The 25843-nt window shown below is 60.6% G+C and carries 28 protein-coding genes and 2 riboswitches; of the genes, 10 read left to right on the top strand and 18 right to left on the bottom strand.

The window, feature by feature from the left end; all coding sequences use genetic code 11:
* Nucleotides 1-35: 35 nt before the first annotated feature.
* Complete coding sequence (locus ACE4RL_RS13730; RefSeq protein WP_375597679.1) at nt 36-2042, top strand: aldo/keto reductase; 2007 nt, start codon at nt 36-38, stop codon at nt 2040-2042.
* Between the two features lie 61 nt (nt 2043-2103).
* On the opposite strand, the gene ACE4RL_RS13735 is transcribed toward ACE4RL_RS13730, so the two are convergent.
* Entirely contained in the window at nt 2104-3522 is a 1419-nt protein-coding gene (locus ACE4RL_RS13735) for an MFS transporter (protein ID WP_375597680.1), read from the bottom strand.
* A 218-nt stretch (nt 3523-3740) separates the two neighbouring features.
* Nucleotides 3741-3885: riboswitch (FMN riboswitch) on the top strand.
* A gap of 99 nt (nt 3886-3984) precedes the next feature.
* Between ACE4RL_RS13735 and ACE4RL_RS13740 the strand changes: the two genes are divergently transcribed.
* The 7 genes from ACE4RL_RS13740 (at nt 3985) to iolB (ending at nt 11741) form a co-directional block, all read left to right on the top strand.
* Nucleotides 3985-4956 carry a DMT family transporter gene (locus ACE4RL_RS13740; RefSeq protein ID WP_375597681.1) on the top strand — a complete coding sequence of 324 codons (972 nt, stop codon included), beginning with the start codon at nt 3985-3987 and terminating at the stop codon, nt 4954-4956.
* A gap of 109 nt (nt 4957-5065) precedes the next feature.
* Nucleotides 5066-5896 (top strand): MurR/RpiR family transcriptional regulator, encoded by an 831-nt coding sequence (locus tag ACE4RL_RS13745; RefSeq protein ID WP_375597682.1) that lies wholly within the window; start codon nt 5066-5068, stop codon nt 5894-5896.
* A 100-nt stretch (nt 5897-5996) separates the two neighbouring features.
* Nucleotides 5997-7916 carry a 5-dehydro-2-deoxygluconokinase gene (iolC, locus tag ACE4RL_RS13750; RefSeq protein ID WP_375597683.1) on the top strand — a complete coding sequence of 640 codons (1920 nt, stop codon included), beginning with the start codon at nt 5997-5999 and terminating at the stop codon, nt 7914-7916.
* Nucleotides 7913-9760, top strand: a complete 1848-nt coding sequence (gene iolD / locus ACE4RL_RS13755; protein ID WP_375597684.1) for a 3D-(3,5/4)-trihydroxycyclohexane-1,2-dione acylhydrolase (decyclizing) — start codon at nt 7913-7915, stop codon at nt 9758-9760. Before iolC ends, iolD begins: the two co-directional genes overlap by 4 nt.
* A 9-nt stretch (nt 9761-9769) precedes the next feature.
* Complete coding sequence (gene iolE / locus ACE4RL_RS13760) at nt 9770-10687, top strand: myo-inosose-2 dehydratase (RefSeq protein ID WP_375597685.1); 918 nt, start codon at nt 9770-9772, stop codon at nt 10685-10687.
* A gap of 57 nt (nt 10688-10744) precedes the next feature.
* A complete protein-coding gene (locus tag ACE4RL_RS13765) occupies nt 10745-10996 on the top strand; it encodes a hypothetical protein (protein WP_375597686.1) in 252 nt (83 codons plus the stop codon).
* The gene (gene iolB, locus ACE4RL_RS13770) at nt 10941-11741 is read left to right on the top strand and encodes a 5-deoxy-glucuronate isomerase (protein ID WP_375597687.1); all 801 of its coding nucleotides are present in this window, start codon (nt 10941-10943) and stop codon (nt 11739-11741) included. The genes ACE4RL_RS13765 and iolB overlap by 56 nt, the downstream gene beginning before the upstream one ends.
* Nucleotides 11742-11750: 9 nt before the next feature.
* Here the strand turns inward: iolB and ACE4RL_RS13775 are convergent, their stop codons facing one another.
* The 7 genes from ACE4RL_RS13775 to ACE4RL_RS13805 form a co-directional block, all read right to left on the bottom strand.
* Complete coding sequence (locus tag ACE4RL_RS13775; RefSeq protein WP_375597688.1) at nt 11751-12122, bottom strand: VOC family protein; 372 nt, start codon at nt 12120-12122, stop codon at nt 11751-11753.
* Between the two features lie 85 nt (nt 12123-12207).
* A complete protein-coding gene (locus ACE4RL_RS13780) occupies nt 12208-12663 on the bottom strand; it encodes a MerR family transcriptional regulator (protein ID WP_375597689.1) in 456 nt (151 codons plus the stop codon).
* A gap of 105 nt (nt 12664-12768) precedes the next feature.
* Nucleotides 12769-13080, bottom strand: coding sequence for an integration host factor subunit alpha (locus tag ACE4RL_RS13785; protein ID WP_297108249.1), 312 nt, complete (start codon nt 13078-13080; stop codon nt 12769-12771).
* Between the two features lie 223 nt (nt 13081-13303).
* Nucleotides 13304-14272: a beta-ketoacyl-ACP synthase III gene (locus ACE4RL_RS13790; RefSeq protein ID WP_375600286.1), complete on the bottom strand. Its 969-nt coding sequence runs from the start codon at nt 14270-14272 to the stop codon at nt 13304-13306.
* 8 nt (nt 14273-14280) lie between these two features.
* The gene (gene plsX / locus ACE4RL_RS13795; protein ID WP_375597690.1) at nt 14281-15351 is read right to left on the bottom strand and encodes a phosphate acyltransferase PlsX; all 1071 of its coding nucleotides are present in this window, start codon (nt 15349-15351) and stop codon (nt 14281-14283) included.
* Between the two features lie 83 nt (nt 15352-15434).
* Complete coding sequence (locus ACE4RL_RS13800) at nt 15435-15986, bottom strand: YceD family protein (protein WP_375597691.1); 552 nt, start codon at nt 15984-15986, stop codon at nt 15435-15437.
* Nucleotides 15983-16540 (bottom strand): ubiquinol-cytochrome C chaperone family protein, encoded by a 558-nt coding sequence (locus ACE4RL_RS13805; protein WP_375597692.1) that lies wholly within the window; start codon nt 16538-16540, stop codon nt 15983-15985. The genes ACE4RL_RS13800 and ACE4RL_RS13805 overlap by 4 nt, the downstream gene beginning before the upstream one ends.
* A 136-nt stretch (nt 16541-16676) precedes the next feature.
* On the opposite strand from ACE4RL_RS13805, the gene ACE4RL_RS13810 reads away from it, so the two are divergent.
* Nucleotides 16677-17114 carry an outer membrane protein assembly factor BamE gene (locus ACE4RL_RS13810; protein ID WP_375597693.1) on the top strand — a complete coding sequence of 146 codons (438 nt, stop codon included), beginning with the start codon at nt 16677-16679 and terminating at the stop codon, nt 17112-17114.
* Nucleotides 17115-17161: 47 nt separating this feature from the next.
* Here the strand turns inward: ACE4RL_RS13810 and ACE4RL_RS13815 are convergent, their stop codons facing one another.
* The 9 genes from ACE4RL_RS13815 to ACE4RL_RS13855 form a co-directional block, all read right to left on the bottom strand.
* The gene (locus tag ACE4RL_RS13815) at nt 17162-18352 is read right to left on the bottom strand and encodes an MFS transporter (RefSeq protein ID WP_375597694.1); all 1191 of its coding nucleotides are present in this window, start codon (nt 18350-18352) and stop codon (nt 17162-17164) included.
* A gap of 69 nt (nt 18353-18421) precedes the next feature.
* Nucleotides 18422-18907, bottom strand: a complete 486-nt coding sequence (nusB, locus tag ACE4RL_RS13820) for a transcription antitermination factor NusB (protein ID WP_375597695.1) — start codon at nt 18905-18907, stop codon at nt 18422-18424.
* Complete coding sequence (gene ribH / locus ACE4RL_RS13825; RefSeq protein ID WP_375597696.1) at nt 18908-19381, bottom strand: 6,7-dimethyl-8-ribityllumazine synthase; 474 nt, start codon at nt 19379-19381, stop codon at nt 18908-18910.
* A 122-nt stretch (nt 19382-19503) separates the two neighbouring features.
* The gene (nrdR, locus tag ACE4RL_RS13830) at nt 19504-19983 is read right to left on the bottom strand and encodes a transcriptional regulator NrdR (RefSeq protein WP_375597697.1); all 480 of its coding nucleotides are present in this window, start codon (nt 19981-19983) and stop codon (nt 19504-19506) included.
* A 17-nt stretch (nt 19984-20000) separates the two neighbouring features.
* Nucleotides 20001-21299, bottom strand: a complete 1299-nt coding sequence (glyA, locus tag ACE4RL_RS13835; protein WP_375597698.1) for a serine hydroxymethyltransferase — start codon at nt 21297-21299, stop codon at nt 20001-20003.
* 131 nt (nt 21300-21430) lie between these two features.
* Nucleotides 21431-21513: riboswitch (ZMP/ZTP riboswitch) on the bottom strand.
* 46 nt (nt 21514-21559) lie between these two features.
* Nucleotides 21560-21772 carry a DUF6898 family protein gene (locus ACE4RL_RS13840; protein WP_375597699.1) on the bottom strand — a complete coding sequence of 71 codons (213 nt, stop codon included), beginning with the start codon at nt 21770-21772 and terminating at the stop codon, nt 21560-21562.
* 95 nt (nt 21773-21867) lie between these two features.
* Nucleotides 21868-23118, bottom strand: coding sequence for a murein L,D-transpeptidase (locus ACE4RL_RS13845; protein WP_375597700.1), 1251 nt, complete (start codon nt 23116-23118; stop codon nt 21868-21870).
* A 272-nt stretch (nt 23119-23390) separates the two neighbouring features.
* On the bottom strand, nt 23391-23900 hold the full coding sequence (ldtR, locus tag ACE4RL_RS13850; RefSeq protein ID WP_104894617.1) for a transcriptional regulator LdtR: 510 nt from the start codon (nt 23898-23900) through the stop codon (nt 23391-23393).
* Nucleotides 23901-24074: 174 nt separating this feature from the next.
* Entirely contained in the window at nt 24075-24521 is a 447-nt protein-coding gene (locus tag ACE4RL_RS13855; RefSeq protein WP_375597701.1) for a hypothetical protein, read from the bottom strand.
* Between the two features lie 127 nt (nt 24522-24648).
* Between ACE4RL_RS13855 and ACE4RL_RS13860 the strand changes: the two genes are divergently transcribed.
* The gene (locus ACE4RL_RS13860) at nt 24649-25395 is read left to right on the top strand and encodes a helix-turn-helix domain-containing protein (RefSeq protein WP_375597702.1); all 747 of its coding nucleotides are present in this window, start codon (nt 24649-24651) and stop codon (nt 25393-25395) included.
* On the opposite strand, the gene ACE4RL_RS13865 is transcribed toward ACE4RL_RS13860, so the two are convergent.
* Complete coding sequence (locus ACE4RL_RS13865) at nt 25383-25769, bottom strand: hypothetical protein (protein WP_375597703.1); 387 nt, start codon at nt 25767-25769, stop codon at nt 25383-25385. The two genes, ACE4RL_RS13860 and ACE4RL_RS13865, sit on opposite strands and share 13 nt — an antisense overlap.
* Nucleotides 25770-25843 lie beyond the last annotated feature (74 nt).

Consider the following 25843-nt stretch of genomic DNA (forward strand, 5'->3'; position numbering starts at 1 on the left):
GCCGGCAATGATCCGGCAATCACCGAGGATAACACATGACCGATACGAAGATCCGCTGGGGCATTATTGGCCCGGGCAGCATCGCCAAGGCCTTTCGCGGCGGCCTCAATGACAGCCAGCATGGCGTATTAACCGCCATTGCGACGCGCAATCCGGACAAGCCGGGCCTCAAGGAGACCTTCCCGGAGGCGCGTATCGTGCATGGCTATGAGGCCCTGCTGGCAGATAGCGAGATCGACGCGGTCTATGTCGCCGTGCCGCATACCGGGCACGCCGAATGGGCGATCAAGGCGGCCCAGGCCGGAAAACACGTGCTGGTGGAAAAGCCGTTTGCTTTGTCCGCCCACGAGGCCGACGCGGTTTTCCATGCGCATCGCAAGGCCGGGACCTTTGCCGGTGAGGCCTTCATGTACCGCGTGCATCCACAAGCGGCCAAACTGATCGAGTTGATCCAGTCCGGCATCATCGGCGACGTTCGGATGATCCAGTCGAGCTTTGGCTTTTCCATGGGCAAATTCCAGCCCGAACATCGGTTGTTTGCCTCTGCGCTCGCTGGTGGCGGCATCATGGATGTGGGCTGCTACCCCGTCTCGATGGCGCGGCTGATTGCGGGCGCGGCTATGGGCAAACCTTTTGCCGATCCGGTCAAGGTGTCCGGCGCGGCCACGCTCAACGCCGAGGGCACGGATGACTGGGCCGCGGCCATGCTGAGCTTTGAGAATGGTATTCTGGCGCAGGTGAGCTGCGCGGTAATGGCCAATCTCGACAATGTGCTGCGTATTCATGGCTCGGAAGGCCGGATTGAAGTGCCGGAATTCTGGTTTGCCAATGGCAACCGAGACCAGGGGCTTGGCCGGATCGATGTGATCAAGGGCGGCAAAACTGAGACCATCAGCGTGGGCACGACGTCGCACCTCTATTCCTATGAAGCTGAGGCGGCTTCGCTGGCGATCCTGGCCGGCAAGCAGGAATTCGATGCACCGGGCATGAGCTGGGCCGACACGCTGGGCAATCTTCGGGTGCTGGACAAATGGCGGTCCGATGCCGGTATCGAATTTTCGGTCGAGAAGTCCGTCAATCGCGTCCACACACTGGACAACCGCCCGCTTGGCGCCAATCAGGGCATCATCCCCAAGCGCACCATTCCGGGTCTGGAAAAACAGGCCTCGGCCGTGGCGCTGGGCTTTGAGGATTTCAAGACCTTTGCGTCGGGAGCCATTCTGCTCGATGCCTTCTGGGAACAGGGCGGCAACATCTTCGACACGGCCTTCATCTATGGTGGCGGCTATACCGAGAAGCTGTGGGGGGAATGGCAGAGGCGCAGTGGCGTACGCGAACAGGCGGTTGTCATCGGCAAGGGCGCACATTCCCCGCTGGTCTATCCCGATGTGATCGCCAAGCAGCTCACTCAGTCGCTGGACCGGCTGCAGACCGATTATGTCGACATCTACTTCATGCACCGCGACAATCTCGACGTGCCGGTGGGTGAGTTCGTCGACGCTATGGATGCCGAGGTGAAGGCCGGACGCATTCGCGGGCCGTATGGCGGTTCGAACTGGACCAAGGAGCGCATGGATGAGGCCATTGCCTATGCCCAAGCTAATGGCAAGACAGCACCACAGGCCTTGAGTAACAACTTCGCCCTGGCCGAAATGCTTGACCCGATCTGGGCCGGTTGCGTAACCGCCGCAACACCGGACTTCAAACAATGGCTGGTTGACCGGCAGGTCACGAACTTCTCGTGGTCGAGCCAAGCCCGCGGTTTCTTCACTGACCTGGCTGGGCGGGACAAGCGCGACAGTGAGGAACTGGTGCGTTGCTGGTATAACGACCAGAACTTCGGTCGTCGCGACCGGGCTATTGAGTTGGGCAAGCAACTCGGCCACTCTCCGATCCATATCGCTCTGGCCTATGTGCTGGCCCAGCCCTTCCCCAGCGTGCCGCTGATTGGACCACGCCGCCTGGTCGAGCTGGAAGACAGCCTCAAGGCGTTCGAGATCAAGCTGTCGCCCGAACAGGTGCGCTGGCTGGAGCATGGTTGATGGAATAAGGAGGCACCGAGAAATCGGGGCCTTGTCATTTCAGCTGCAGGCAAGGCCCTGGCTATTCGCTGGCAAACTCTGCAATTGGCGTTCGCTTGGCCAGTTGCACCATGCGGAGAGCCGCAAGCCAGGCCAGCGCAGCAAATCCCACGGCCATCAAGAAGAGCGGGATGATGGCGGACAGGATCGCCTCGCTGGTCGCGGCCTGCGCATACCCGGCGGCGTTGGCGGCAACGCCCGCCAGAGCAGCTCCCAATGCATTGCCTGCCGACTGGGTTGTGGGAAGGAGGGTCGAGGTGCGGTCGCGTTCCCCGTCAGTGCTGGCCTCCATGATGGTGAGCATGATGTAGCCATTGGAAATGCCAAACCCCATACCGATGGCAAACTGACCGATAACCAGTATCGGTAACTGCGCCGTTTCCAGTGAAAACAGTACTGCCAAGAGGCCGCACGCCAGCAGAATCGGGCCTGTGCGGATCAGAATACGGCGGGTGGAACGCTTGCGGACATTGGCTACGGTGACCGAGGAGCAACTCCAGCCTATCGCCATGACCGCGCCGAGCGCGGCCGCCAGAGTCGGCCCGTAGCCCCAGAGCTGCTGGAGCAGCAGCACGAGATAAACTGCCGTCGCCGCGCCGGCCACGGGCATGAGCAGGAAGAGCCAAAGACCCGAGCCAACGGCGGTCCGGAGCGAAAACGCGTCAGGTGGCATAAGCCGTTCCGCGCTGCGGCGATCCAGCCAGACTGCACCGGCGAGGGAGATAGCCGCGCCAAGCAGCAGAAGCGCGGCAGATCCGGGCGGCGCGATTGCTGCAAGCGCGACCAGCAATGTTCCGGCACCTATGGCCGCCAGACGCAATCCGGGGAAGCGGGCCACGCCATCTGCGCGTCCGCCAGCCGGCACGACCAGGATGACCATAAGCCCGAACACCAGCACCAGCGGCACATTGATCAGAAAGGCGGCGCGCCAGGAGATCAGCTCGGTCAGAGCCCCCGCCCCGGCTGGTCCACCGAAAGCAGCGATGTCCCAGACGACAGCCTGCATGCCGAAAACTTTCGGCACAAGGCGGCTGGGGAACAGTTCGGGAATGAGCGCGAAACAGAGGGCGGCGACCACACCTTCCCCAAAGCCTTGGACGGCTCTGCCGAGAAGCACTTGCGGCATGGCGCCGCCCGTAGCGGCGATCAGGGTACCGAAAAGAAACACGCCAGCAAGCCCCACAAGGGCCATTCGCGAACCCACGCGCCGCTTGATGAGAGCCGCCGCCGCTCCGCCAACAATGGCGAAGACCAGGTAGAGCGTTGTGGCCCAAGAAATGACCTCGACACCGCCCAGTTCCTGCACCGCCGAAGGCAATGCGGTGGCTGAGAGGAAGACGTTGAACGCGAACAGCGAAACGCCCAAGGCCAAGATGATGGTGACCGGCAGATAGCGGGGCCCGAAAATCTCGGCCCAGCGGCCATCAACTGTGTCCGACATTTGGGAGATCCAATTTAACAAGAACAACCTTGTTTAATTGGTTTCGAGGCATGAGGGAAGAGCCAAATATCGGGCGACCGCGAATACTCACACGGCTAGCACGGGCGCGAAATCGAGGCAGAATGTCGTGTCGTTTGGAGAGCCAGCACAGTCACTCCAGTGTGCGTACTTGCACGAAAAGGCAGGCTGCCTTACATGTCCGAGTGCAGGTTCGCCTGCATTGTTCTCAGGGCGGGGTGTAATTCCCCACCGGCGGTAAAGGCAGCGATGCCAAGCCCGCGAGCGCTCCCGGTATTTGGGAGGTCAGCAGATCCGGTGTAACTCCGGAGCCGACGGTCATAGTCCGGATGAAAGAGAACGGGACCAAGCGCCTTTGCCGACGCGCGTGGCTCTTTGCCACGCCGATATGCGGCATGTCGCCTCCCGTAACCCTGAGGAAACTGGTTACGGAAAGGACGACAGATGAGCCAGATTTCCTCTACTTCCCATAGCGCCGCCACTTCGGGCGCGACCTTTATGATGTTGGCGAGCCTTGTATTTGCCGGCACCAATGTCTTGCAGTCGGTGCTGCCGACGCCCGCCGAATGGGGCGGCTTCGGCATGAGTTCAACCGGCATGGCCTTCTGGCAGTATGTTATCGCCTCAGTGTTGGCGCTGCCGTTGATCCTCAGGATCGGCCTCTCCAACCTCCGCACCTCCCGTCCGCTGACACATGAAGTGCGCGCATTCGTGTCGGCCTTGGGCGTCCATGTCTTCGTCTATGGCTTCGCATCGGGCGTACCGATCTGGCAAATGGTAACCCTGCTGGCCACCGGCCCGCTATTCATCATTGTGGGATCGGCGCTGTTCCTGGGTGAACGCGTATCGGCAGCGCGCCTTGCTGCCGCAATTGTCGGTTTCGTGGGCGCGATCATTGTTTCGGGCGTGGGCACCGAAAGCCTGGGCTGGCAGGCACTGATCCCGATCACGGCAGCGGCCCTTTGGGCGGCCACCGACGTCCTCACCAAGTATCTGACCCGCAAGGGCGAAAGCCCTGAAACACTCACCATCTCACTACTGGTGCTGATGACCCCCAACCATCTGGCGATCCTGCTATTCGTGAACGCCTTCGCAGGCGTGCTGCCCATGGGCATGGCACCAGGTTTTCCGTTCGAGTTGCCGGCCGGCACTGGTTTGTGGCTTCTCCTTTTGTTGGGAGCGCTGACGGCTGTTGCCCAGTATCTGCTGGCCTTCGCCTACAAGGTTGCCGATGCCGTTTATCTCCAGCCCTTCGGCGATCTAAAGGTGCCGTTGAGCGGGCTGGTGGGCTGGGTGGCGCTGGGCCAGATCCCTTCCGCCTGGTTCTGGCCGGGTGCCGCTCTTATCGTCGGTGCCTCCGCGTTCATCTACTGGGTGGAAAACCGGCGGGAGCCGGCGTCGCTGCAGTCAGCATAGCGGGCTCAGACCAAACATTGACGGCGGGACAGAAATTTCGCTGCCCCGTCTTCTTGCGGCCGGTGGCGATTTGTTCCAGAAATGGAATAGTCATTCCATGAGGACATCCATGACCGGTCCCCTTCCACCAGCCGATTTCGACGGCCTGCGCGCTGCGATCATCGAGATGCGGGCGACCCTGCCGAAGCGATTGATGCAGGTGGCCAGCTACGCGCTGGAGCGCCCGGATGATGTGGCGTTTGGCACAACTGCAAGCATCGCCCAAGCGGCGCAGGTGCAGCCATCAACACTCGTTCGTTTCGCTCAGCATTTCGGCTTCGACGGATTTTCTGGCCTGCAGCAATTGTTCCAGGATCGGCTGAAGGGGCGGAACGGCAGCTATGAGGACAGGCTGCGGCAGTTGGAGGCGGGTGGCGCAACCGGCACCGAAGGGGTCACAATTCTCCATGGGTTCCTGGCCGCCGGCCACGAAAGCCTGGAAAGCCTTGCCAGCACCATTGAACCGGGTGCTCTGGAACGAGCCATTGCGACCCTTGCTCGCGCCGAGACGATCTATCTGATCGCGCGCCGGCGCAGCTTTCCCATCGTCGCTTATATGGAATATGCCTTCGGCAAGCTGAGAGTGCCATGTAGGCTGGTGAGTTCGGCTATAGGCAATGATGACGACTTGCTGGCGCAGGCCACACCGTCAGACGCCGCATTTGCCGTCAGTTTCGCCCCCTATGCCGCCGAAAGTGTCGCGCAGGCGCAGGCACTGAAAGATGCTGGCACCGCCGTGATCGGGCTGACCGATTCTGCGCTCTCGCCACTGGCGGTCTGTTCCGAGGTCTGGTTCGAGCTCGTCGAGGCCGACCATGCAGGATTTCGTTCTCTGTCTGCCAGCATGGCTTTTGCAATGGCACTGACCGTTAGCGTTGCCGAGCGGCGGCGTCAGGCCTGACACGACAAGTCCGCCTTTCCAGCAATAGAATAAACATTCCATCTTGTAGATTTGCAGAACTTGTGTTTCGTTATGTCCGTCTCGAAACGGAGTTGCCGAAGTGTCTTCCGCCCCTCGCTCGCCCACTGAGCTGCCTCTCGACGTCATTACTATCGGCCGGGCATCAGTGGACCTCTATGGACAGCAGATCGGGAGCCGACTGGAGGATGTGGGCAGCTTTGCCAAGTCCGTCGGGGGCTGCCCAACCAATATTGCCGTGGGCACAGCCCGACTGGGCCTGAGGTCGGCACTAATAACCCGCGTCGGCGATGAGCAGATGGGACGCTTCATTCGCGAGCAGTTGCAGCGCGAAGGCGTGGCAACCGAAGGGATTGTCACCGACGCCGAGCGCCTGACGGCCCTTGTGCTGCTCGCAGTGGAGAACGATAAATCCTTTCCCCTGATCTTTTACCGTGACAACTGCGCCGATGCAGCGCTTGAGGAAAGCGACATCGACCCGGACTTCATCAGATCGGCTCGCGCCGTTCTGGTGACCGGCACGCACTTCGCCAAACCGAACAGTGACAGAGCACAGCGCAAGGCCATGCGCATTGCGCGCGAGAATGGCGCCAGAGTGGTACTGGACATCGATTATCGCCCCAATCTGTGGGGCCTAGCGGGCCACGACGCCGGCGACAGCCGCTACATCGCGTCTGACACTGTTTCGGCGCATCTCAAAACAGTACTGCCCGATTGCGACCTGATCGTAGGCACCGAAGAAGAGGTCCTGATCGCCTCCGGCGCTGGCGACCTGCAAACCGCGCTCAGGACGATCCGGTCCCTTTCCTCCGCCGTGATCGTCCTGAAGCGCGGTCCCATGGGCTGCATCGTCTACGATGGCGCCATTCCGGATGACCTTGAAGATGGCATCGTCGGACGGGGCTTTCCTATTGAAGTTTATAATGTGCTCGGAGCTGGTGACGCCTTCCTGAGTGGCTTCCTGCGCGGATGGCTACGGGACGAAAGCCACCAAACCAGTGCTACCTGGGCCAATGCTTGTGGTGCCTTTGCGGTCAGCCGCCTGCTGTGCGCCCCGGAAATACCGACATGGGCGGAGCTTCAGTTCTTCCTCACGAATGGAAGCAGGGAGAAAGCCCTGCGCAGGGACGAAGCCATCAATCATGTGCATTGGGCCACGACGCGGCGGCGGGAAATTCCCACACTCATGGCTCTGGCAATCGATCATCGCAGCCAGCTCGAGGAGATGGCTGGCAGAGACCCGGAAAAACTGGCGCGGCTCGCTGACTTCAAGGTGTTAGCGGTCAAAGCCGCAGCGCAAGTCCGCAACGGCCGTGACGGCTTTGGTATGCTGCTGGACGATAAATATGGTCGCGATGCGCTGTACGCCTCGGGGGAGTTCAATAACTTCTGGATCGCCAAACCGATCGAATTGCCGGGTTCCCGGCCGCTTGAGTTCGAATTCGGTCAGGACCTCGGCTCGCGCCTGGTGGATTGGCCCGTGGACCACTGCATCAAGGTGCTCTGCTTCTTCCACCCCGATGATCCTGATGACCTGCGGCGCCAGCAGATCGCCAAACTCCGCACGGCATTTGAGGCAGCGCGCAAAATTGGGCGGGAGTTGCTGGTGGAGATCATTTCGTCCAAGCACGGTACCGTGACGACGGACACTGTGGCGCGCGCGATGAGTGAGATCTACGATGCGGGGATCAAGCCGGATTGGTGGAAATTGGAACCTCAGGCGGACCAGGCCGCCTGGAGCAACATCGATGACGTAATAGAGGCGCGGGACCCCCTTTGCCGCGGCGTTGTACTGCTGGGCCTGGATGCGCCGCAGTCAGAGCTTGAGGCGGCTTTCATAGTCGCCAAGAAGGCACGGACCGTAAGGGGCTTTGCCGTGGGCCGTACCATATTCGGGACGACTGCAAGCGACTGGCTGAACGACAAGATAAGCGATGAAGAGGCCGTGACCGATATGGCGCAGCGGTTCGGGGCGCTGGTGGAGATTTGGGAGCAGGCATGAGCCAGAAAACAATCCAATTGACGATGGCGCAGGCCGTGGCGCGGTTCCTGACGGCACAGAAGACAGTGATAGACGGGCAGACAGTGCCGATCTTCGGTGGCGTCTGGGCGATCTTCGGTCATGGCAATGTGGCCGGGGTGGGTGAAGCGCTGCACGGCATAAAAGACACGCTACCAACCTATCGCGGCCAAAACGAGCAAAGCATGGCCCACGCCGCCATCGCCTACGCCAAGGCCAATTTTCGGCAGCGCTTCATGGCTTGCACTTCATCAATTGGCCCCGGCGCGCTCAACATGGTGACCGCGGCAGCGCTGGCCCATGTCAATCGCATCCCCATTCTGCTCCTGCCCGGTGACGTCTTCGCCAATCGCCTTCCGGACCCGGTTTTGCAGCAGGTTGAGGATTTCGGCGACGGCACGATATCAGCCAATGACTGTTTCAAGCCGGTGAGCCGCTATTTCGACCGCATCACGCGGCCCGAGCAGATCATGCCAGCGCTGCGCCGGACCATGCAGGTGCTGACTGATCCGGCCGAATGCGGGCCGGTAACACTGAGCCTGTGCCAGGACGTGCAGGCAGAAGCCTATGACTATCCGGAAAGCTTCTTTGCCGAGAAGGTCTGGGTGCCGCGCCGTATCATGCCGGACGCTGATGAGTTCGCCACTGCGGCGGCGGCACTGAAACTGGCCAAGAAGCCGGTGATCATCGCCGGCGGCGGCGTGCTCTATTCACAGGCCAGCGAGAGCCTGGCCGCCTTTGCCGAGGAGCATGGCATCCCGGTAATGGAGACGCAGGCGGGCAAGAGCGCTCTGCCCCACGACCATGAACTCAACATGGGCAGCGTCGGCGTAACCGGCACATCGGCTGCCAATGCGCTGGCCGAAGAGGCCGACGTGGTGCTGGCCGTGGGCACGCGGCTGCAGGACTTCACCACGGGATCGTGGGCGCTGTTCAAGAATGAAGACCTGAAAATCATCGGACTCAATGTTCAGGTGTTCGATGCAATGAAACACAATGCGCTGCCTATGGTGGCCGATGCGCGTGTGGGTCTGGAGGCTCTGGACGCTGCCCTGATGGGTTGGCAGGTTGATTCCAGCTGGACCAGTAAGGCATTGCGAGAAAAGGAAGTTTGGCTGGGTGCGGCGGAGGTGGCGACAGCTGCATCAAATGTTGAACTGCCCTCCGACGCTCAGGTCATCGGTGCGGTCCAGCGAGGGCGGGAGAACGCCACGCTGGTCTGCGCAGCAGGCGGTTTGCCCGGCGAGTTGCATAAGCTGTGGCGGGCTGATGCGCCGGGCAGCTATCATCTGGAATATGGTTTCTCAACGATGGGCTACGAGATCGCCGCCGGGCTGGGCGTTGCCTTGGCCAAGCCGGATGCGGACACCATTGTGATGGTGGGCGACGGCTCCTACCTGATGATGAATTCGGAGATCGTCAGCGCGGTCATGCTGGGGATCAAGCTGACCATCGTGGTTCTCGACAATTCGGGCTATGGCTGCATCAACCGGCTGCAAATGGCCACCGGTGGCGCCAACTTCAACAATCTGTTCCGCGATACTCGACACCAGACAATGCCCAATGTCGATTTTGCCGCCCACGCCGCAGCGATGGGTGCCAGTGCGAAAAAGGTCGCCTCGCTGGCCGAACTGGATACTGCGCTCAAAGAGAGCCAGAGTCAGACAGGCGTGTCGGTATTCGTCATCGACACCGATCCGCTGATCACTACGGATGAGGGCGGCCATTGGTGGGATGTGGCGGTGCCGGAGGTGAGTGACCGGCCACAGGTCAACTCGGCGCGAGAAGCGTATGTGAAGGCGCTCAAGGCGCAGCGGGCCGGATAGGAGAACTGCATGAAAGCCAAGCTTGGAATGTCGCCTATCGCCTGGTGGAATGACGATCTGGTGGAATTGAGCGACGACGTGTCACTTGAGGAATGCCTGAGGCAATCGCGCTCAGCCGGTTTTACCGGCATGGAAAAAGGGCGCCGGTTTCCCGACGATCCAGCGGTCATGTTACCCATTCTCAAGGCGGCCGACGTGACGTTGTGCGGGGGATGGTTCTCGGGCACGCTAGTCGATGAGGACATCGCCGCCAACAAGACGCGCATTGCGCCCATGATCGAATTGTTCAAGGCGGTCGACGCTCCCTGCATCGTTTATGGCGAGGTGGGCCGCTCGATCCAGGGCAAGCGGGACGTTCCGCTCGCTCAGAAGCCCAAACTGTCCGGCGACGAAATGAAGGCCTATGCCCGCAAGGTCACCGAATTCGGCGAGTGGTGTGCCGCGCAGGGCATGCCGCTGAGCTACCATCACCACATGGGTGCCGTGGTGGAGACCGAGGCGGAACTCGACGCATTCATGTCGGCGTCGGGACCGGGCATACCGCTCCTGCTCGACGCCGGTCACCTGGCTTTTGCCGGGGCGGACGTATTGCGGGCCATCGACAGGCACCATGAGCGGATCAACCATGTGCATGTGAAGGACATTCGGCAGTCCGTGGTGGATGGACTCGACCGGAGCCGCCATAGCTTTCTCGATGCGGTCGCGCTCGGCGCATTCACCGTGCCGGGCGACGGATCGCTGGATTTCGGCGCGATCGTGCAGCGCCTCGCCGCCCACGGCTATGAAGGTTGGTTCGTAGTTGAGGCAGAACAGGACCCGATCGCCAATCCGCCACTCAGGATGGCGCAGGTGGGGCATGCCGAATTGATGCGGGTGATGACGGCGGCAGGCTACACCGTCGAGACGCAGGGCTTCCCAAAAGGATGAGTCTTTTGAAAGGGCTGTGCTAAAGCCTTGCCGACTTGAATCAACCGGGAGGCAACCATGGCCCTGAAAGAAAACGATCTGAGATGGTTCCGCCCCATGTGGCGACGAGCAGCCGTGGCGGCCTTCCTGGCGCTTTGGCTGGGTTGGGAATTGCTTTTCACCCAGAACATGTTCTGGGCCGTGCTGGTCGGGGCAGCCCTGGCCTATGTGGGCTGGAACTTCTTTTACAAGTTTCCCAAGGAGGAGAACCCTCATGACCAAATCCCCCCTTCACGTTCAGCCGACGAACAAGACCGGCAAGATCCATGATGTCACGCCGGCCTCGGCCGGCTGGAGACATGTCGGCTTTGGTCTGCACAAACTGGCGCCGGGCGAAGCCTATGGCGAGGAAACCGGCGAGCGCGAAGTCTGCCTCGTGCTCGTAAGCGGCAAAGGCCGCTTTGCGGTGGATGGTGAGGACTTTGGGGAGCTTGGCGAACGCATGAGCCCATTCGAAGGCGCGCCTTGGGCACTCTATGTCCCTGCCGGCCGGCATTGGGCAGTCGATGCAACGTCCGATCTCGAACTGGCGATCTGCTCGGCCCCCGGCGGCGGGGATTACCACGCCAAGGTCATTGCACCCGGCACCCATCCCCGCATCACGCGCGGCAGCGGCGCCAATGTCCGGCATGTCCACAATATCATGCCTGAGGATGATGGAGCGGCGAATGCCTTGCTGGTGGTGGAGGTTATCACGCCACAGGGCAACACCTCCTCCTATCCGCCGCACAAGCACGACCAAGACAATCTTCCGCATGAAAGCCAGTTGGAAGAAACCTACTACCACCGCTTGAACCCGCCGCAGGGCTTTGCCTTTCAGCGGGTCTACACCGATGACCGCAGCCTAGACGAGGCCATGGCGGTCGAGGACGGTGACGTTACCCTGGTGCCGCGCGGCTATCACCCGGTGGCAACGACTGCGGGCTATGACCTGTACTATCTCAACGTCATGGCTGGACCGCAGCGGATCTGGAAATTCTACAATGCGCCCGAGCATGAGTGGATGCTGAAGTAGCAATCCGACTCAAACGTGCTGGTCGAACAGGATGACATTGCCGTCTGGGTCGGTAACTGAGAAGTTCGCCGGCCCTTTGCTGTCGGGATCAATGGTTGCACCGGATTCGATACCACTGGAGGCAAGAACGCGCTGGATCTCACGGATATCGGTAAAGGACTCCAGCGTCTCGGAATTGGTATTCCAGCCCGGATTGAAGGTCAGGATGTTCTTGTCAAACATGCCCTGAAACAGGCCTATCACGTAATCGCCGTTCTTCATGATGAGCCAGTTCTGTGCTTCCTCGCCCATGACCGGTGCGAAGCCGAGCTTTTCGTAAAAGCCGCGCGAAGCAGAGATATCCTTGACGGCGAGGCTGACTGAGAAGGCGCCGAGTTCCATTTGTTGCTCCCTGATCTGCCTTAAAAGAAGACTAGGGACATGCTGGCCCGCTCGCAAGTCGCGAAGGGAAACCCTCACGGAGCCTCTAGTGCTCGCGTGCTCGCTCCAGGATGCGCTTGCATTCGAGCAGTTCACGTAAAACTTCGGACAGCTTGTCTCGCGCCTCCTGATCGAGCGCAGGGCTCGCCAGCATTTGCGCTTCTTCCAATTCCGCCTCGTCGCCAGCCGCCTCGGCCTGCTCGATCATGGGGAGGACCTCGTCCAGCCCCTTGCCCTCACCTACGGCGATGACATAGCGCGCGCCCTGATCTTTCAGGATTTTTTGCACGCCCTTGATGGTGAAGCCCTGATCGTAGAGGAGGTGACGAATGCCCCGCAGCAGCATCACATCTTCAGGACGGTAATAGCGCCGGCCACCGCCGCGCTTCAGGGGCTTTATCGTAGAGAAGCGGGTTTCCCAGAATCGAAGAACATGCTGCGGGAGATCGAGCTCTTCAGCAGCTTCAGAGATGGTACGGAACGCGTCTGGCGACTTGTCCAAACCGCGATTCTCCCTTGCCCAGGGCAACGCGCGTGTTGCAGTTTCGCCCCCGCCACGAGTGCTTCCGGGTTAAAATCAGCCCAGACTCACAGTGCTCAAAAGGCCTTACTTTCCAGCGCCGACCATAGACTTGTTGATCTTGGACTTCAACACGTTGGACGGTTTGAACACAAGAACCTGCCGGGGCAGGATGGGCACCTCTTCGCCAGTCTTGGGATTGCGGCCGATGCGCTCGTTCTTGGAGCGCACCTGGAAGGAACCAAAGGAGGAGAGCTTAACGTTGGCGCCGGTCACCAGCGCATCCGAAATCAGTTCGAGAACCCGTTCTACAAGTTCTGCCGATTCCGTTCGTGACAGCCCGACCGAGCCATAGACTGCTTCGGCAAGATCTGCTCGCGTAACCGTCTTCTGCGTCATTCGCGTCCCCGTTGTCAGCGGGTCTGGCATCCCTTCCGAACCGGCATGGCACTGCCATGACGTCGTACCGAAGACGCGACCGCCAAGTCGCGCCGCAGTGCGGGAGTCCTTCCCCAGAATGACGCCGCCGCACGATCTCGTCGCGTTCGCGTCAGCGTCGGTTTCCTCCACCCAGGAGAACACTAACGCCTTGAAACGCTTGAGGTCAATGCGATTAACCGCTCTACCAGCGAATGAGTGAAGCACCCCAGGTAAAGCCACCGCCCATGGCCTCGAGCATGACCAGATCCCCCGGCTTTATGCGTCCGTCGGCAACAGCGACGCTCAGGGCCAGTGGCACGGATGCTGCAGAGGTATTGGCGTGAATGTCGACGGTGGTAATGACCTTTCCGGGCGGTAGGCCAAGCTTGGCCCCTGCCCCGTCGATTATGCGCTTGTTGGCCTGATGCGGCACGAACCAATCAAGATCGTCCACGGTATAACCGGACTGTTCGAGCGTGGCATAAACCACGTCGGTGATCTTGCCAACGGCATGCCTGAACACTTCCGGACCCTGCATGTGAACATGCCCGGTGGTGCCGGTCGTGGAGGGCCCACCATCGACATAGAGCTTGTCCCAGTGACGCCCGTCCGAGCGCAGGGCCGAGGTCAGCACACCGCGCTCGGCCTCGCCCGCCTCCAGCTCGATGCGTTCCATGACGACGGCACCAGCGCCGTCACCAAACAGCACGCATGTTGTGCGATCGTTCCAGTCGAGCAGGCGAGAGAAGGTTTCCGCCCCGATGACCAGCACGCGGCGGGCCATGCCGTTCTTGATATAGCTGTCCGCCGTGGCGACTGCGTAAACAAAGCCCGAGCAGACCGCCTGGATGTCAAAGGCAAAACCGTGGTGCATGCCCAGCTTCATCTGCACCAGGGTGGCAGCGCTGGGAAAGGTGTAGTCTGGTGTGGTGGTGGCCACGATGATGAGGTCGATGTCCTCGATGGACAGGCCCGCATTGTCCATCGCCGCCCGGGCCGCCGCCGCTGCAAGATCCGAGGTGAACTCACCCTCGGCCGCGATATGGCGCTCCTTGATACCAACACGCTGCTGGATCCACTCGTCGGAGGTATCGACGGTCTTGGCCAATTCTTCATTGGTGACGATCTTGGCCGGCAGATAGCTGCCAACCCCGCGAATGACGGAACGAATGGAACTGGTCACGCCGACTTGGCCTCGGTATCGGATGGCAGATCAGGATCCGCCTTGTGGATGGGAAAGTGATGCATCGTGTCGCCGATCTTGTCCATCAGGCGGCTGCGCGCCATTTCGTATGCAAGCCCAAGCGCACTCTTGTAACCGATCTCGTCAGTGCCGCCGTGCGACTTGATGACGATGCCGTTCAGACCCATGAACACGCCGCCATTAACGGTGCGGGGGTCCATCTTGCGCCGGAGCGCATTCAGGGCCGAAGACGCAAGTAACGCGCCTAGCTTGCTCATCCAGGTTGCCTTGAGCGACTGGCGCAGATAGGTCGCGACCTGCCGAGCCGTGCCCTCGGCCGTCTTGAGCGCGATATTGCCGACAAAGCCCTCGGTCACGACCACGTCCACGGTGCCTTTGCCGATGTCGTCGCCTTCAACAAAACCGTGATAGGTGAAGCCCGCGCCGCTCGCTTCGGAGAGGATCTTGCCGGCTTCCTTGATGTAGTCGAGCCCCTTCACTTCCTCGGTGCCGACATTGAGCAGGCCGACAGTGGGCGACTCGGAGTCGAACAAGGCTCGAGCCAAGGCCGAACCCAGGATGGTATAGTCCACAAGTTGCTGTGCGTCGGCGCCGATGGTGGCGCCCATATCGAGGACGATGATATCCGAGCGAAGGGTCGGCCAGATGGCTGCGATACCGGGGCGGGAGATGCCCTCCATGGGCCGCAGGCAGAACGTCGCCATGGCCATCAGCGCGCCGGTATTGCCGCCGGAGATGGCGACGTCGGCTTCCTTGTCCTTCACCGCCTGGATGGCCATCCACATGGATGACGTGCCCTTGCCCTTGCGCAGGGCCTGGCTGGGCTTTTCATCCATGGCGATGACCGTCTCGCAATGCCTGACGGTGGAGACAGGCTTGAGCGCCGGAAACTCCTCGAGCAGCGGCTCGATCTGGTCTTTCAGCCCATGAAAGATGAAGCGCGTGTTCTTGCGCTCCTTCAGGGCCAGGTGGGCGCCATGAATGACGGCACGCGGAGCGTGATCGCCGCCCATGGCATCCACGGAAATCGTAATAGAATCGGTCATTTCAGCCCGTTTTTCGGCCCGCTTTGGCAGGCAAGCAAACATATCCCATCACAGGGTCGGCGCAAGCCCTAGAGGGTTGCGCCTCAGTTCTTGTCCCCGCTTTCGCCTTTCAATCGAGCGAGTTTGGCGAAGGGGCCTTCTTCTTCGTCACCCGTGGAAACGCCCAGAGAATCAAGGGTTTCGTCCGGAAGGCGCGGATAGGGATCAAGCGCAAGTGCAAGGGTCTCGAGCAGCAATGCGCTCAGGTCGACTTCCGGGCCGTCGATGTGATCGGGAAAGTCGTCATTTTCAAGGTCGACATAAACTTCCGAGCCCGGAGCCGGAGCCTGGCTCTCTCTTGGCGCGGGCAGGAAGACCCGGTCTATGTCTTCGGAAACCTGCTGGGCAACAGGTTCGAAGCTCACCACAGAGGCTTGCGTTACCGCCGCCTCCAGATGCCCAAGAGCCCGCAAACCACCGCGTAGCGGGGAGACGGTCAGCTTGGCCGAAAACTGCTCTACCGACAGGATGTTCATAGCCTCGGCAATAGCCTGGCGCGCCTCCGCATCTGCCTGCACCGCGACGGAACGGCCGGCCGCCGGCAATTTGTCAATGCGCACAACCGCGTCGAAGATGGGTTCATCGCGCCGGCTCATGCCGTGGCCTCAAAGCGAATTGAGCCAGCCGTGATCGCCTCAATAGGCTGTGTTGCCAGTTCCTGGTCGCGCGCAACCACATAGCCGGTCAGTGCCCGCAGCTCCGGCATATCCTGCCCATCGAAGATATTGCGCGCCAGCACACCGGCCAGTGCGTCGGCATCGTTGCGATCCATTGCCTCGTTCATCGCCGCTAGTAGACCGAAGAATATATTGCCCATCTTTTGGATTTTTTTCGGCACACCAAGGTCGGAAACACCCATTTCCCGCAGTGAACGATCCATGTCCTTGAAGAAGAGATCAAATACCGCCTGGCTGAACTCGCGTGACCCCTCCGGACCGTGCCTCAGGCGGCGGAACAGCAGTGCCATGTGCAGGCTGATCATGTCGAACCGCCCCGTCACAGTGTCCGGGACGCCCCATTGTGCATAGAAGATCGGCCGCCGGGATTGCGCCACAATGGAACTATAGACGGCGTAAACCGGCTCTGGGGCAGTCTTCTTGCGGAACAAGGACAGGATCATGGGATTGCGCTCGGCGTCGGTATCGGTCAAACACGTGGCAGATCGGGATGCCGGACCAATGCCAGCTTGCCAGACGGTCAAGTTGACAGCTACACATTCCGGCGGCCAAAGGGCACGCGCTCAAGTGTCACGCCTATAGTCGACAGCCATCGGGAAAGTCAAATTCATGCCTCTGCGAATTGCAAAAGCCTCCGTTGCCGCGGCCGTTCTGGCCGTTGCGCTCGCCGGCTGCACCAGCAGCACGTCGCTGATCTCCAAGCGAACCCAGGGGTATGAAATTCCGGACTCGGCGTTGCAGCAAATCCGCCCCGGCCAGAGCCAGCAGCTTGTGGTATTGGTACTGGGCTCACCGCAGTCCACCAATACATTCGGCGACCGCACTGCCTGGTACTATATCGAGACCAAGGTTAACCAGACCTCGTTCGGTATGACCATGGTCGAAGAACGGACCGTTCTTGCGATCTACTTCGACGCCAACAAGAAGGTCATCGAACGGGCCATCTACGCGCTCGAGGACGGCAAGGCGGTCAATATCGAAACGCGCCGCACGCCTTCGTTCGGCGAGGACGCGACCTTTATCGACACCATTTTGTCCTCGTTCTGATATCAGACCTTCCCAAGCGCAAAAGCCCCGGTTTCACGGGGCTTTTTTTACGCGCTGGCCCTGCGCAGGGTTCCGAGGCCGAGCAGCACGATCGTCAGGCAAGCCACCGGAATGGCCAGCATATTGATGGCTTCCCAACCGACAAATTGCAGCAGGAAACCGGAACTAAGCGAGGCAATGGCGCTTGAGCCGAACACCACTTGCTCGTTGACCGCCTGGACACGCCCGGCCTCCTGCGGCCGGTAACTGGTCGCCAGCATCGCCGTCGAGCCGATGAAGCCGAAATTCCAGCCGACACCCAACAAGACGAGCGTTGTCGTGAAATGGGCAACGGTTATGCCGTTGAGGGCGACGACGGCGCAGGCAATGATCATCAGCAGACCCATCGCCGTTACGAGGCTTGCGCCAAGGCGCTTGATTATGGCGCCAGTTACGAAGCTGGGCGCAAACATAGCCACCACATGCCACTGGATCGCCCCGGCCGCTTCGGTCGGCGAGTGACCGCACAGATGCACCATTGCCAGGGGCGCGGAGACCATGATCAGGGTCATCAAGGCGTAGCTGAGAGCGCCGCCAAGCATCGGCAGGACGATTTCCGGCTGACGCAGCAACACCGAAAGCGGGCGCCCCTTGTCCTGGGAGCCGCCCGGGGCAATGGTTGGTGCCAAGCGGGTTGCCGAAAGCACAAGGACGGAGAGCGCCGATATGACGCCGATCACCATGAAGCTGGCGGCATATTCTGCCCCCGGAATCCAGCCTATGCTCAGGGCGCTCAATTGCGGCCCAAGGAAGCCTGCGGCAACGCCGCCGAACATGACCCAGGAAATCGCCTGGCTCTTGAATTCGGGGGCAACGCTGTCAGCGGCGGCAAAGCGCACCTGCTGCATGAAGGCACCCGACATGCCCACAAGGAAGAGGCCGGCTGCAAACAGATAGAACTGCCCGAGTATCACGGCCAGCGTGGCGACTACCGAGGCGGGAATGCCGATGGCAGCGCCCAGCATCAGGCCGCGTGTTCGCCCGAGGCGATAGATCACCATGGTGGCGGTCGAGGAGGTCAGCGCCAGGCCGACAATCATGGCCGTCACCGGCAGTGTCACGGCGGACCGGTCGGGGGCAAAATTTACGGCAGCCAGGGCCGCGACTGACATGATGATCGAGGAGTTCGAACCACCAAGGGCCTGGGCGGCCGAGAGCAGACCGATATTGCGGATGGACTGGCGGTGGCTGTCAGGCATTGAAAGACATCCTTGATGGGCGGCGGTGGACGGTGCGCCCGGCCGCTAGAGGCGTCAATGCCGCTTGGGTCAGTTCATGTCCACGCCGGCGGAGCGAGCAATGGAATCCAGCGCTGCGTTGACGAGGCCGGATGCGTCATCCTCATAAAAGGCGCGGGCAATGTCGACATACTCAGTGATGACCACACGCGCCGGAATGTCCTTGCGGCGCAGCAGTTCGAAGGCGGCAGCACGCAGAATGGCGCGCAGGGTGGCATCGACGCGCTCGATCGGCCAGCCTTCGGCCAGAGCCTTGTCGACAGAAGGATCGATCTCGAGCTGGTGCTTTGTCACCCCGGCAACGATCTGGCGAAAAAAGTCGGCGTCGGCGGGCAGATATTGCTCGCCTTCCACTTCGCGCCCCAGATGATAAGACCCAAACTGCGCCAGGGTATCTTCGAGTGTCGCCCGGCCGATATCCATCTGGTAGAGCGCCTGCACGGCGGCAAGACGGGCAGCGCCGCGCTGATTGGCTGGGCGCGTAGCGCCGGGATCGCGTTTGGGATGGTCGGTCATCTAGCTATTCAGTTTCGCTTTCACATCGGACAGGGCAATGGCGGCTCGCGCCGCGTCGCCGCCCCGGTCCTGATCATTCACGTGGGCCCTGATCCAGGCCTGTGCTTCGTTTTCTACCGTCAGGACGCCAATGCCAAGGGGCAAAGCGTCCACAACGGCCAATTCGGCCAGCGCCCTGATACTCTCATTGGCCACCGACACATAGTGATTGGTCTGGCCGCGAATGACGCAGCCCAGCGCCACATAGCCGTCGAAGCGCCCCGTTTCAATCGCCATTGCCATGGCCACGGGCACTTCCATGGCACTGGGTACCGCGATCACCTCGTGGGTCGCCCCCGCTTTTTCCAGCGCCGCAATTGCACCGCGCTTCATTTCGTCGGCAATGTCGGGATAAGCCCGCCCTTCGACAATCAAGAAGCTCAGCCCCCTGCCCGCCTCAGGTGGAAGCGGAAACCGCACACCATAGGAATCCATGATCAACCTCCCTTGATAAGCGCCTCTTCAGGGCTCGGGAGCAATCATACCCCAAGTGGCGTCCTGCGGGCAGCTCCACCTCGCGGCGGGATGAATGAAAGCTTCCGGCAGGTCCGGAGCGACTATTCCTCATCCTCGGGCACGGTTGGGCGATTTTCGTCCAGGTCCGCCAGGAACGAGCGGAAGTCATTGGCCGCGGAAAAATTCTTGTAGACGCTGGCGAAGCGCACGAATGCCACGTCATCGAGGCCTTTGAGTCCTTCCATGACATATTCGCCAATCTGATCCGAGGTCACCTCCACTTCACCCAGGCTTTCGAGCTGGCGGACTATGCCCGAGATCATCCGCTCGACCTTTTCGGGCTCTACGGAACGTTTGCGCAGGGCGGTGTTGACCGAGCGCGCGAGCTTTTCGCGATCAAACGGGACTTTCCGGCCAGTTTTTTTGACCACGGTGAGGTCGCGCAGTTGCACGCGTTCAAAGGTGGTGAAACGCCCACCACAGCCATTGCAGACGCGGCGGCGACGGATAGCGCCCGAGTCTTCGGTCGGGCGGCTATCCTTCACTTGGGTATCGTCATTGCCACAATAGGGGCAGCGCATGGCGGGCCTTCCGGTTGTCAGCCGTAGATCGGGAAACGGTCGGTGAGCGTCTTCACCTTGGCACGAACTTCGGCTTCGACAGCACCATTGTTGTCGTCGCCATTGGTCTTGAGGCCATCGAGCACCTCGATGATGAGCTCACCGATGAGCTGGAATTCCGCCTCGCCAAAACCGCGCGAGGTGCCGGCAGGTGTTCCAAGACGCACGCCGGAGGTGATGGCGGGCTTTTCCGGATCGAAGGGCACGGCATTCTTGTTGCAGGTGATATGCGCCCGTCCAAGGGCCGTCTCTGTCGCCTTGCCGGTCAGGCCCTTGGGGCGCAGGTCAACCAGCATCAGGTGGTTGTCAGTGCCGCCAGAAACGATATCGACGCCCCCCTTCACCAGCGTTTCAGACAGCACCTTGGCATTGGCAACAACCTGCTTGGCATACGCCTTGAACTCGGGCGATAGCGCCTCCTTGAAGGCCACCGCCTTGGCTGCGATGACATGCATAAGGGGGCCGCCCTGGATGCCGGGGAAGATGGCCGAGTTAATCTTCTTGGCGATGGCTTCGTCATTGGTGAGGATCAGGCCGCCGCGCGGTCCGCGCAGGGTCTTGTGCGTGGTGGTGCTGGCCACATGGGCATGGGGGAATGGGCTGGGATAGACGCCGCCGGCGACCAGACCCGCCACATGGGCCATGTCCACAAAAAGGATGGCCCCGACTTCATCGGCAATGGCGCGGAATTCGGCCCAGTCCATCACGCGGGAATAGGCCGAGAAACCGGCAACAATCATCTTGGGCTGATGCTCGCGGGCCAGTGCACGCACCTGGTCCATGTCGACATAGCCGTCCTGCTGCCGCAGACCGTATTGGATCGCATTGAACCACTTGCCTGACTGGTTGGGCTTGGCGCCGTGGGTGAGGTGACCACCTGCGTCCAGGGACATGCCCAGAATGGTATCGCCCGGCTGAATCAGCGCCTGATAGACGCCCTGGTTGGCCTGGGAGCCGGAATTGGGCTGCACATTGGCAAATTCCACCCCGAAAAGCTCCTTGGCACGCTCGATCGCCAGGGTCTCGGCGACGTCGACATATTGGCAGCCGCCGTAGTAGCGCTTGCCGGGATAGCCCTCGGCATATTTGTTGGTCAGAACCGACCCTTGAGCCTCGAGCACGGCCCGGGAGACGATGTTTTCAGAGGCGATCAGCTCGATTTCGTGTTGCTGGCGGCCCAGTTCATCCTGAATGGCCTTGGCCAGTTCCGGGTCGGTCTGCGAGACCGAATTGGAGAAGAACTTAGGGAACAGGGGCAAAGACGTGGCGGCGCTCATGGGGCGGTTACCTCGTTGTCGGTCGAGTGGGTCGGCGTAGAAAGGGCTTTATCACGGGGCAAATCGCGATTCCAAGGCCGGCAATGATGTGTGGAGTGACTTAAAGAGTGCATGGGGCTCCCCTGGTTGCAGTTGGGTGCCCAGGCGAGCGGCTCACTCAGGTTCGCGTTCCCCGATGGTTCCCCATCTCTTCTCGCCAGTCGCGCGAACGGCCCTTTTATGCCGCAGAGCCTCGGTGATGGGAAGAGCAAACTTCCGTTTCAGGCAAATTTGCCGGTGACCTTTGGGGGCGTATCGCCGCCCTGCTCCAGCTTGCGCTTGAGCTTGGCCAGAGCAACGCGTTGCATCTGCAGTTTGGTGGCATTGAGGGGCGTGATCACGACAACCTCCGTGCCCGTCGCCTCATCGATGGCCGCGACGCGCATCTGTTGCCCTACCTGCACAAATTCGAACAGTACGTCGCCGTCGCTCATTGGCTCCCCCTCAATCCATCATAACGCAGAGGATCCAAAAGAAAACGGGCTCCTGCAACAACAGAAGCCCGCCAACTGCCGGAAACGAAATGGCGTCAGGTGAAGCTGACCTTACCCTCTTCGTCGAACTTGTAGACGTCGTCGCGGAAGCTCACGGTGCCCTGGCGATTGGCCCAGGCCGTTATGTAGGTGGTGTGGATCGGCATTTGCGTGCCGAGGCTGACATCCTTCCGCTCAAGCGAGGCGAAGGTCTGGTCAACGCGAGCCTGATCCCAATCGCCATTGTCGCGCAGCAGCCACGCCACAAGCTGATTGACGCCCTCCACGCGCACACAACCGGACGAATGGAAGCGCGCATTCTCGCCGAACAGCGCCTTGGACGGCGTATCGTGCAGATAGACGTCGTGTGGATTGTAGAAGTTGATCTTGCAGTGACCCATCGAGTTTTCGGCGCCGGGCTCCTGGCGATACATGTAATTCACCTCAGCGTCGCTGATATTGGCCCAGTTGATAGTCGCCGGGTCGATAGTGTTGCCACTCCCATCGTAGATGAAGATGTTCTGCTTAGCCAGATACTGGGGATCTTCCATCATATACTTGGTAAGATCCTTTCGCACCAGCGACTTTGGGACATGCCAATAAGGATTAAAATTGACCTGATGGATCTTGCTGGCGAGGATCGGGGTGGCTCTGTCGACGCGACCGACAACCGCGTTGTGTCGCTGTTCCACCATGCCACCGCCGACGGCCTCGATGGTAGCGGCCGGGATGTTCACCACCACATAGCGGTCGGTGAGCTGGGGCGCCATGTTCTGGACGCGGGTGTAGTTGAGATAGAGCTGCTGCAGGCGGGTCGAGGCCGGCACGTTGAGGGCATACCAGGTCGCCTCGTCGATCCAGCCATTGACGATCAGGCCGTGACGGGCCTGGAAAACGCGCACGGCGCGATCGGTATCAGCATCGAAAATGTCGCTGGCGAACTCGACCAGGGGCATGTCGCCAGAGGAAATCAAGCGACGCTTGAGCTGCACAACGGCCGGATCTGACTTGCCAAGATTGAGCTTGAAAGCACGCTGGGGAACCTCCTCCCAGCCGCCGGCGGCCACGAAGGGTTCGTATTGCGAAATCGCCAGCTGCAGATTGTGCAGCGTGTCGTAGGACAAAATTGGCTCGTTGGTGGCGATGGTTGCGGCAGCGGCAGCGGTATTGCTATTTGGGTCCGCTTCATTGATGACGCGGCTGCGCGACATCATCTCGAACAGCGAGTCCTGCGCCCAGGCCGGAACAGCCGCGGAGGCCCCTGCAAGTGCCATGGACCGGATAAAATTACGTCGCGTCAGTCGCATTGAGTCACCCTAGAATTCGCCCACCATCTGCCCGTGGCGCGATAGCACCAGTCCCGCGCAGTCCACAATCTGGCTCAACGTCTTGTGAACCCTGTTTTGGGTTTGCTTAGCCATGCCAGCAAATGGTTTCCAATCAGGTAATCGAGCTGCCCAAGATTTGCGGCGCAAATAAGAAACGCCGGCCTTTCGACCGGCGTTGTTCAGCAGATGTGGCATGGAGGCAACACACGCCACCAGGCTGCCGCTCGTTCCGTGTCCGTTCGGACCTAAGATCAGAGCTTGTAGAGGATCTGGTCGACCCAGAAGCGTTCGAGACGAGCAAGGGCCTTGTTCAGGCCATCGAATTCCTCGTCGCCCAAGCCGCCGACCTTATCGATGGACTTGAGGTGGCGATCGTATAGTTCGTCAATCACCTCGGCCACTTCCTCACCCTTGGGTGTGAGCTTGATGCGAACCGAACGACGATCGGTGCGTGAGCGCTCCTGGAAGATATAGCCGGTCTCGACCAGTTTCTTGAGATTATACGAAACGTTGGAGCCGAGGTAGTAACCGCGGGAGCGCAGCTCACCGGCGGTCAGCTCGGCATCGCCGATATTGAACATCAGTAGTGCCTGGACCGGGTTGATGTCATCCCAACCCATACGGTCAAATTCGTCCTTGATCAGATCGAGAAGACGGCGGTGGAGACGCTCCACGCGGGAGACAGCTTCCAGGTAAAGGGGTTTGAGACCTTCACTCCGTTCCGGGTTGAGCGCCTCGGCCGCGTTCGACTTGATTGCCATTTTTGCCTCACTGTTTTCAACGTGCGATTTTTCGCATCTGATGAGGCCAAACTAGGGCGACCCAACTAAGATCGCCCTAAGCCATACGCTTAAAACTATCTTACTGGAATGCAATGAGAATTTGGCTTAATGGCGCCTTACTGCAGGTGAGAAACTTGTAACCATTCCGGAGTGTTAACGGGCAGAACTGCTCTGCCTCAAACTTGCTGAAAGCTGGCCAGAAAGCCAGCGTTCGCCCCAGATCTTAACCGCCATCACGACACCTACAGCCAGGGCCTGCGCGACAAGCGCCACCCATCCCAATGTCGTCAGCTCGCCGGCATGAAACAGGATGAGGGCGAGCGAGCCCACTATCCAGAGCAGGTCCCCAGCTATGTTGGCACGGACCAGGCGAGGCACAGACCTGGCGCTGCTCGCAATGATCAGGTTGAACAGTGCCCATGGTAGCAATCCAAAACCGATGGCAGTCAGCACCGCGTCTGGAAGAGACCACCCCAACAAGGAAGTCAGTGGGGCGGCCATAGCGATCAGGACGATGCCGAAGGCTAGCGAGCCCGCGGCATCCAGCCCGTAAATCAGCGATGGAGCGGGGCGGTCGGCGATATAGGTAGGCGTGCTCATTCTCTGTGTCTCCATTCCGGCTTGACGATGGAAGGAGCATCGAGAGGACGGGTCATCGTTTCAATTCCCTTACAGGTAATGGATTCCCGTCGCACCGAGTGGCATGTCTTGAACAAAGGAGGCGGGAATGTTTGAGACGACGCTGCGCGAATGGCGCAATCGACGCGGCATGAGCCAGATGGCCCTGGCAATGGCGGCAGATGTTTCACCGCGCCATCTTTCGTTTCTGGAGTCGGCTCGGGCCAGACCAAGCACAGACATGGTGCTTCGCCTTGCCGAAGCGCTTGATCTGCCATTGCGCGAACGAAATGGCATGCTGGTGGCCGCCGGGTTTGCGCCGCAGTTCGGGGACAGCGACTGGCAGAGCCCGCAAATGGCCGAGATCCGACAGGCTGCGCGGTTGCTGCTCGAGGCCCATGCGCCCAACCCCGCCATGGTTCTGGACGCTGCCTTCGGGATACTCGATGCCAATGTGGGCGCCTTGAGACTGGTGGCAATGACCCCTGGGGCCGGCATCGGTTCGAATCTGGTCGATCTTGTGTATCAGCCAGGCCCGGTCCGAGAGGCGATCGTCAATTGGGAAGATGTGGCGGGCTATCTCATGTTGCGCCTGAGTGAAGCAAGCCGCCGCCATGGTCCGAGTTCGGCGGCGACTCAGGTTCTTGCTCGGGCCAGACGACAGCCCGGCGCCACCGCTTTGGACCAGGGAGCGGTGTCCCCTCGCGGCACGGTGCTCCTGCCGCTTGAATTCAGGATAGACGGGAAGATCACGCGATGGTTCACGACCGTTACCAGCTTTGGCGCCCCTCAGGACGCGCTGGCCGAGGAGGTCACCATCGAGCAATTCCACCCGGTGACTTCTCAGTCGGCCTGAGCCCTGGCAAAACGCAGGCTCAGACCGAAGATCAGCACGATGGCTGCCAGCAGTACGACACGCACGCCAAAGCCCAGCATGCTCATGCGGACATCGGGGCTGCCTGAGAGGTAAAGCCCAAGCTCCAGTGTTATGACGCCAACCAGCAGCACGGCGCCCCAGCTTGCCTTGATCCACAGGCCTACGGCCGCGAACAGCTTGGCGAGGCAAAACACGGCGAGAAACGCGAAGGCGGAAAAGCCCATGGCCGTGATCGGGCTCTGCGCTCCGAGATTGATGCCGAGGAGCCGGGACGCATCGCTCAACCCCAGGATCAACGCCAGGATGGCGACGACGCGAATATAGAGCGAGAAATTTGGGGCCTGACACAGCATGGCGGTTTGATACTCCGCCGATCGGGCTGCGACAAGCGGTGGCTTGGAGCGGCAGGCCTGCGCTGGTAACTAGT

Source organism: Devosia polycyclovorans (assembly GCF_042181575.1).
Lineage (GTDB): Bacteria > Pseudomonadota > Alphaproteobacteria > Rhizobiales > Devosiaceae > Devosia > Devosia polycyclovorans.

Coding starts and splice junctions, on each gene's coding strand:
- ACE4RL_RS13730 (WP_375597679.1), top strand. CDS start 36: ATGACCGATACGAAGATCCGCTGGGGCATTATTGGCCCGGGCAGCATC.
- ACE4RL_RS13735 (WP_375597680.1), bottom strand. CDS start 3,522: ATGTCGGACACAGTTGATGGCCGCTGGGCCGAGATTTTCGGGCCCCGC.
- ACE4RL_RS13740 (WP_375597681.1), top strand. CDS start 3,985: ATGAGCCAGATTTCCTCTACTTCCCATAGCGCCGCCACTTCGGGCGCG.
- ACE4RL_RS13745 (WP_375597682.1), top strand. CDS start 5,066: ATGACCGGTCCCCTTCCACCAGCCGATTTCGACGGCCTGCGCGCTGCG.
- iolD (WP_375597684.1), top strand. CDS start 7,913: ATGAGCCAGAAAACAATCCAATTGACGATGGCGCAGGCCGTGGCGCGG.
- iolE (WP_375597685.1), top strand. CDS start 9,770: ATGAAAGCCAAGCTTGGAATGTCGCCTATCGCCTGGTGGAATGACGAT.
- ACE4RL_RS13765 (WP_375597686.1), top strand. CDS start 10,745: ATGGCCCTGAAAGAAAACGATCTGAGATGGTTCCGCCCCATGTGGCGA.
- iolB (WP_375597687.1), top strand. CDS start 10,941: ATGACCAAATCCCCCCTTCACGTTCAGCCGACGAACAAGACCGGCAAG.
- ACE4RL_RS13775 (WP_375597688.1), bottom strand. CDS start 12,122: ATGGAACTCGGCGCCTTCTCAGTCAGCCTCGCCGTCAAGGATATCTCT.
- ACE4RL_RS13785 (WP_297108249.1), bottom strand. CDS start 13,080: ATGACGCAGAAGACGGTTACGCGAGCAGATCTTGCCGAAGCAGTCTAT.
- plsX (WP_375597690.1), bottom strand. CDS start 15,351: ATGACCGATTCTATTACGATTTCCGTGGATGCCATGGGCGGCGATCAC.
- ACE4RL_RS13800 (WP_375597691.1), bottom strand. CDS start 15,986: ATGAGCCGGCGCGATGAACCCATCTTCGACGCGGTTGTGCGCATTGAC.
- ACE4RL_RS13810 (WP_375597693.1), top strand. CDS start 16,677: ATGCCTCTGCGAATTGCAAAAGCCTCCGTTGCCGCGGCCGTTCTGGCC.
- ACE4RL_RS13815 (WP_375597694.1), bottom strand. CDS start 18,352: ATGCCTGACAGCCACCGCCAGTCCATCCGCAATATCGGTCTGCTCTCG.
- nusB (WP_375597695.1), bottom strand. CDS start 18,907: ATGACCGACCATCCCAAACGCGATCCCGGCGCTACGCGCCCAGCCAAT.
- ribH (WP_375597696.1), bottom strand. CDS start 19,381: ATGGATTCCTATGGTGTGCGGTTTCCGCTTCCACCTGAGGCGGGCAGG.
- nrdR (WP_375597697.1), bottom strand. CDS start 19,983: ATGCGCTGCCCCTATTGTGGCAATGACGATACCCAAGTGAAGGATAGC.
- glyA (WP_375597698.1), bottom strand. CDS start 21,299: ATGAGCGCCGCCACGTCTTTGCCCCTGTTCCCTAAGTTCTTCTCCAAT.
- ACE4RL_RS13840 (WP_375597699.1), bottom strand. CDS start 21,772: ATGAGCGACGGCGACGTACTGTTCGAATTTGTGCAGGTAGGGCAACAG.
- ACE4RL_RS13845 (WP_375597700.1), bottom strand. CDS start 23,118: ATGCGACTGACGCGACGTAATTTTATCCGGTCCATGGCACTTGCAGGG.
- ldtR (WP_104894617.1), bottom strand. CDS start 23,900: ATGGCAATCAAGTCGAACGCGGCCGAGGCGCTCAACCCGGAACGGAGT.
- ACE4RL_RS13855 (WP_375597701.1), bottom strand. CDS start 24,521: ATGAGCACGCCTACCTATATCGCCGACCGCCCCGCTCCATCGCTGATT.
- ACE4RL_RS13860 (WP_375597702.1), top strand. CDS start 24,649: ATGTTTGAGACGACGCTGCGCGAATGGCGCAATCGACGCGGCATGAGC.
- ACE4RL_RS13865 (WP_375597703.1), bottom strand. CDS start 25,769: ATGCTGTGTCAGGCCCCAAATTTCTCGCTCTATATTCGCGTCGTCGCC.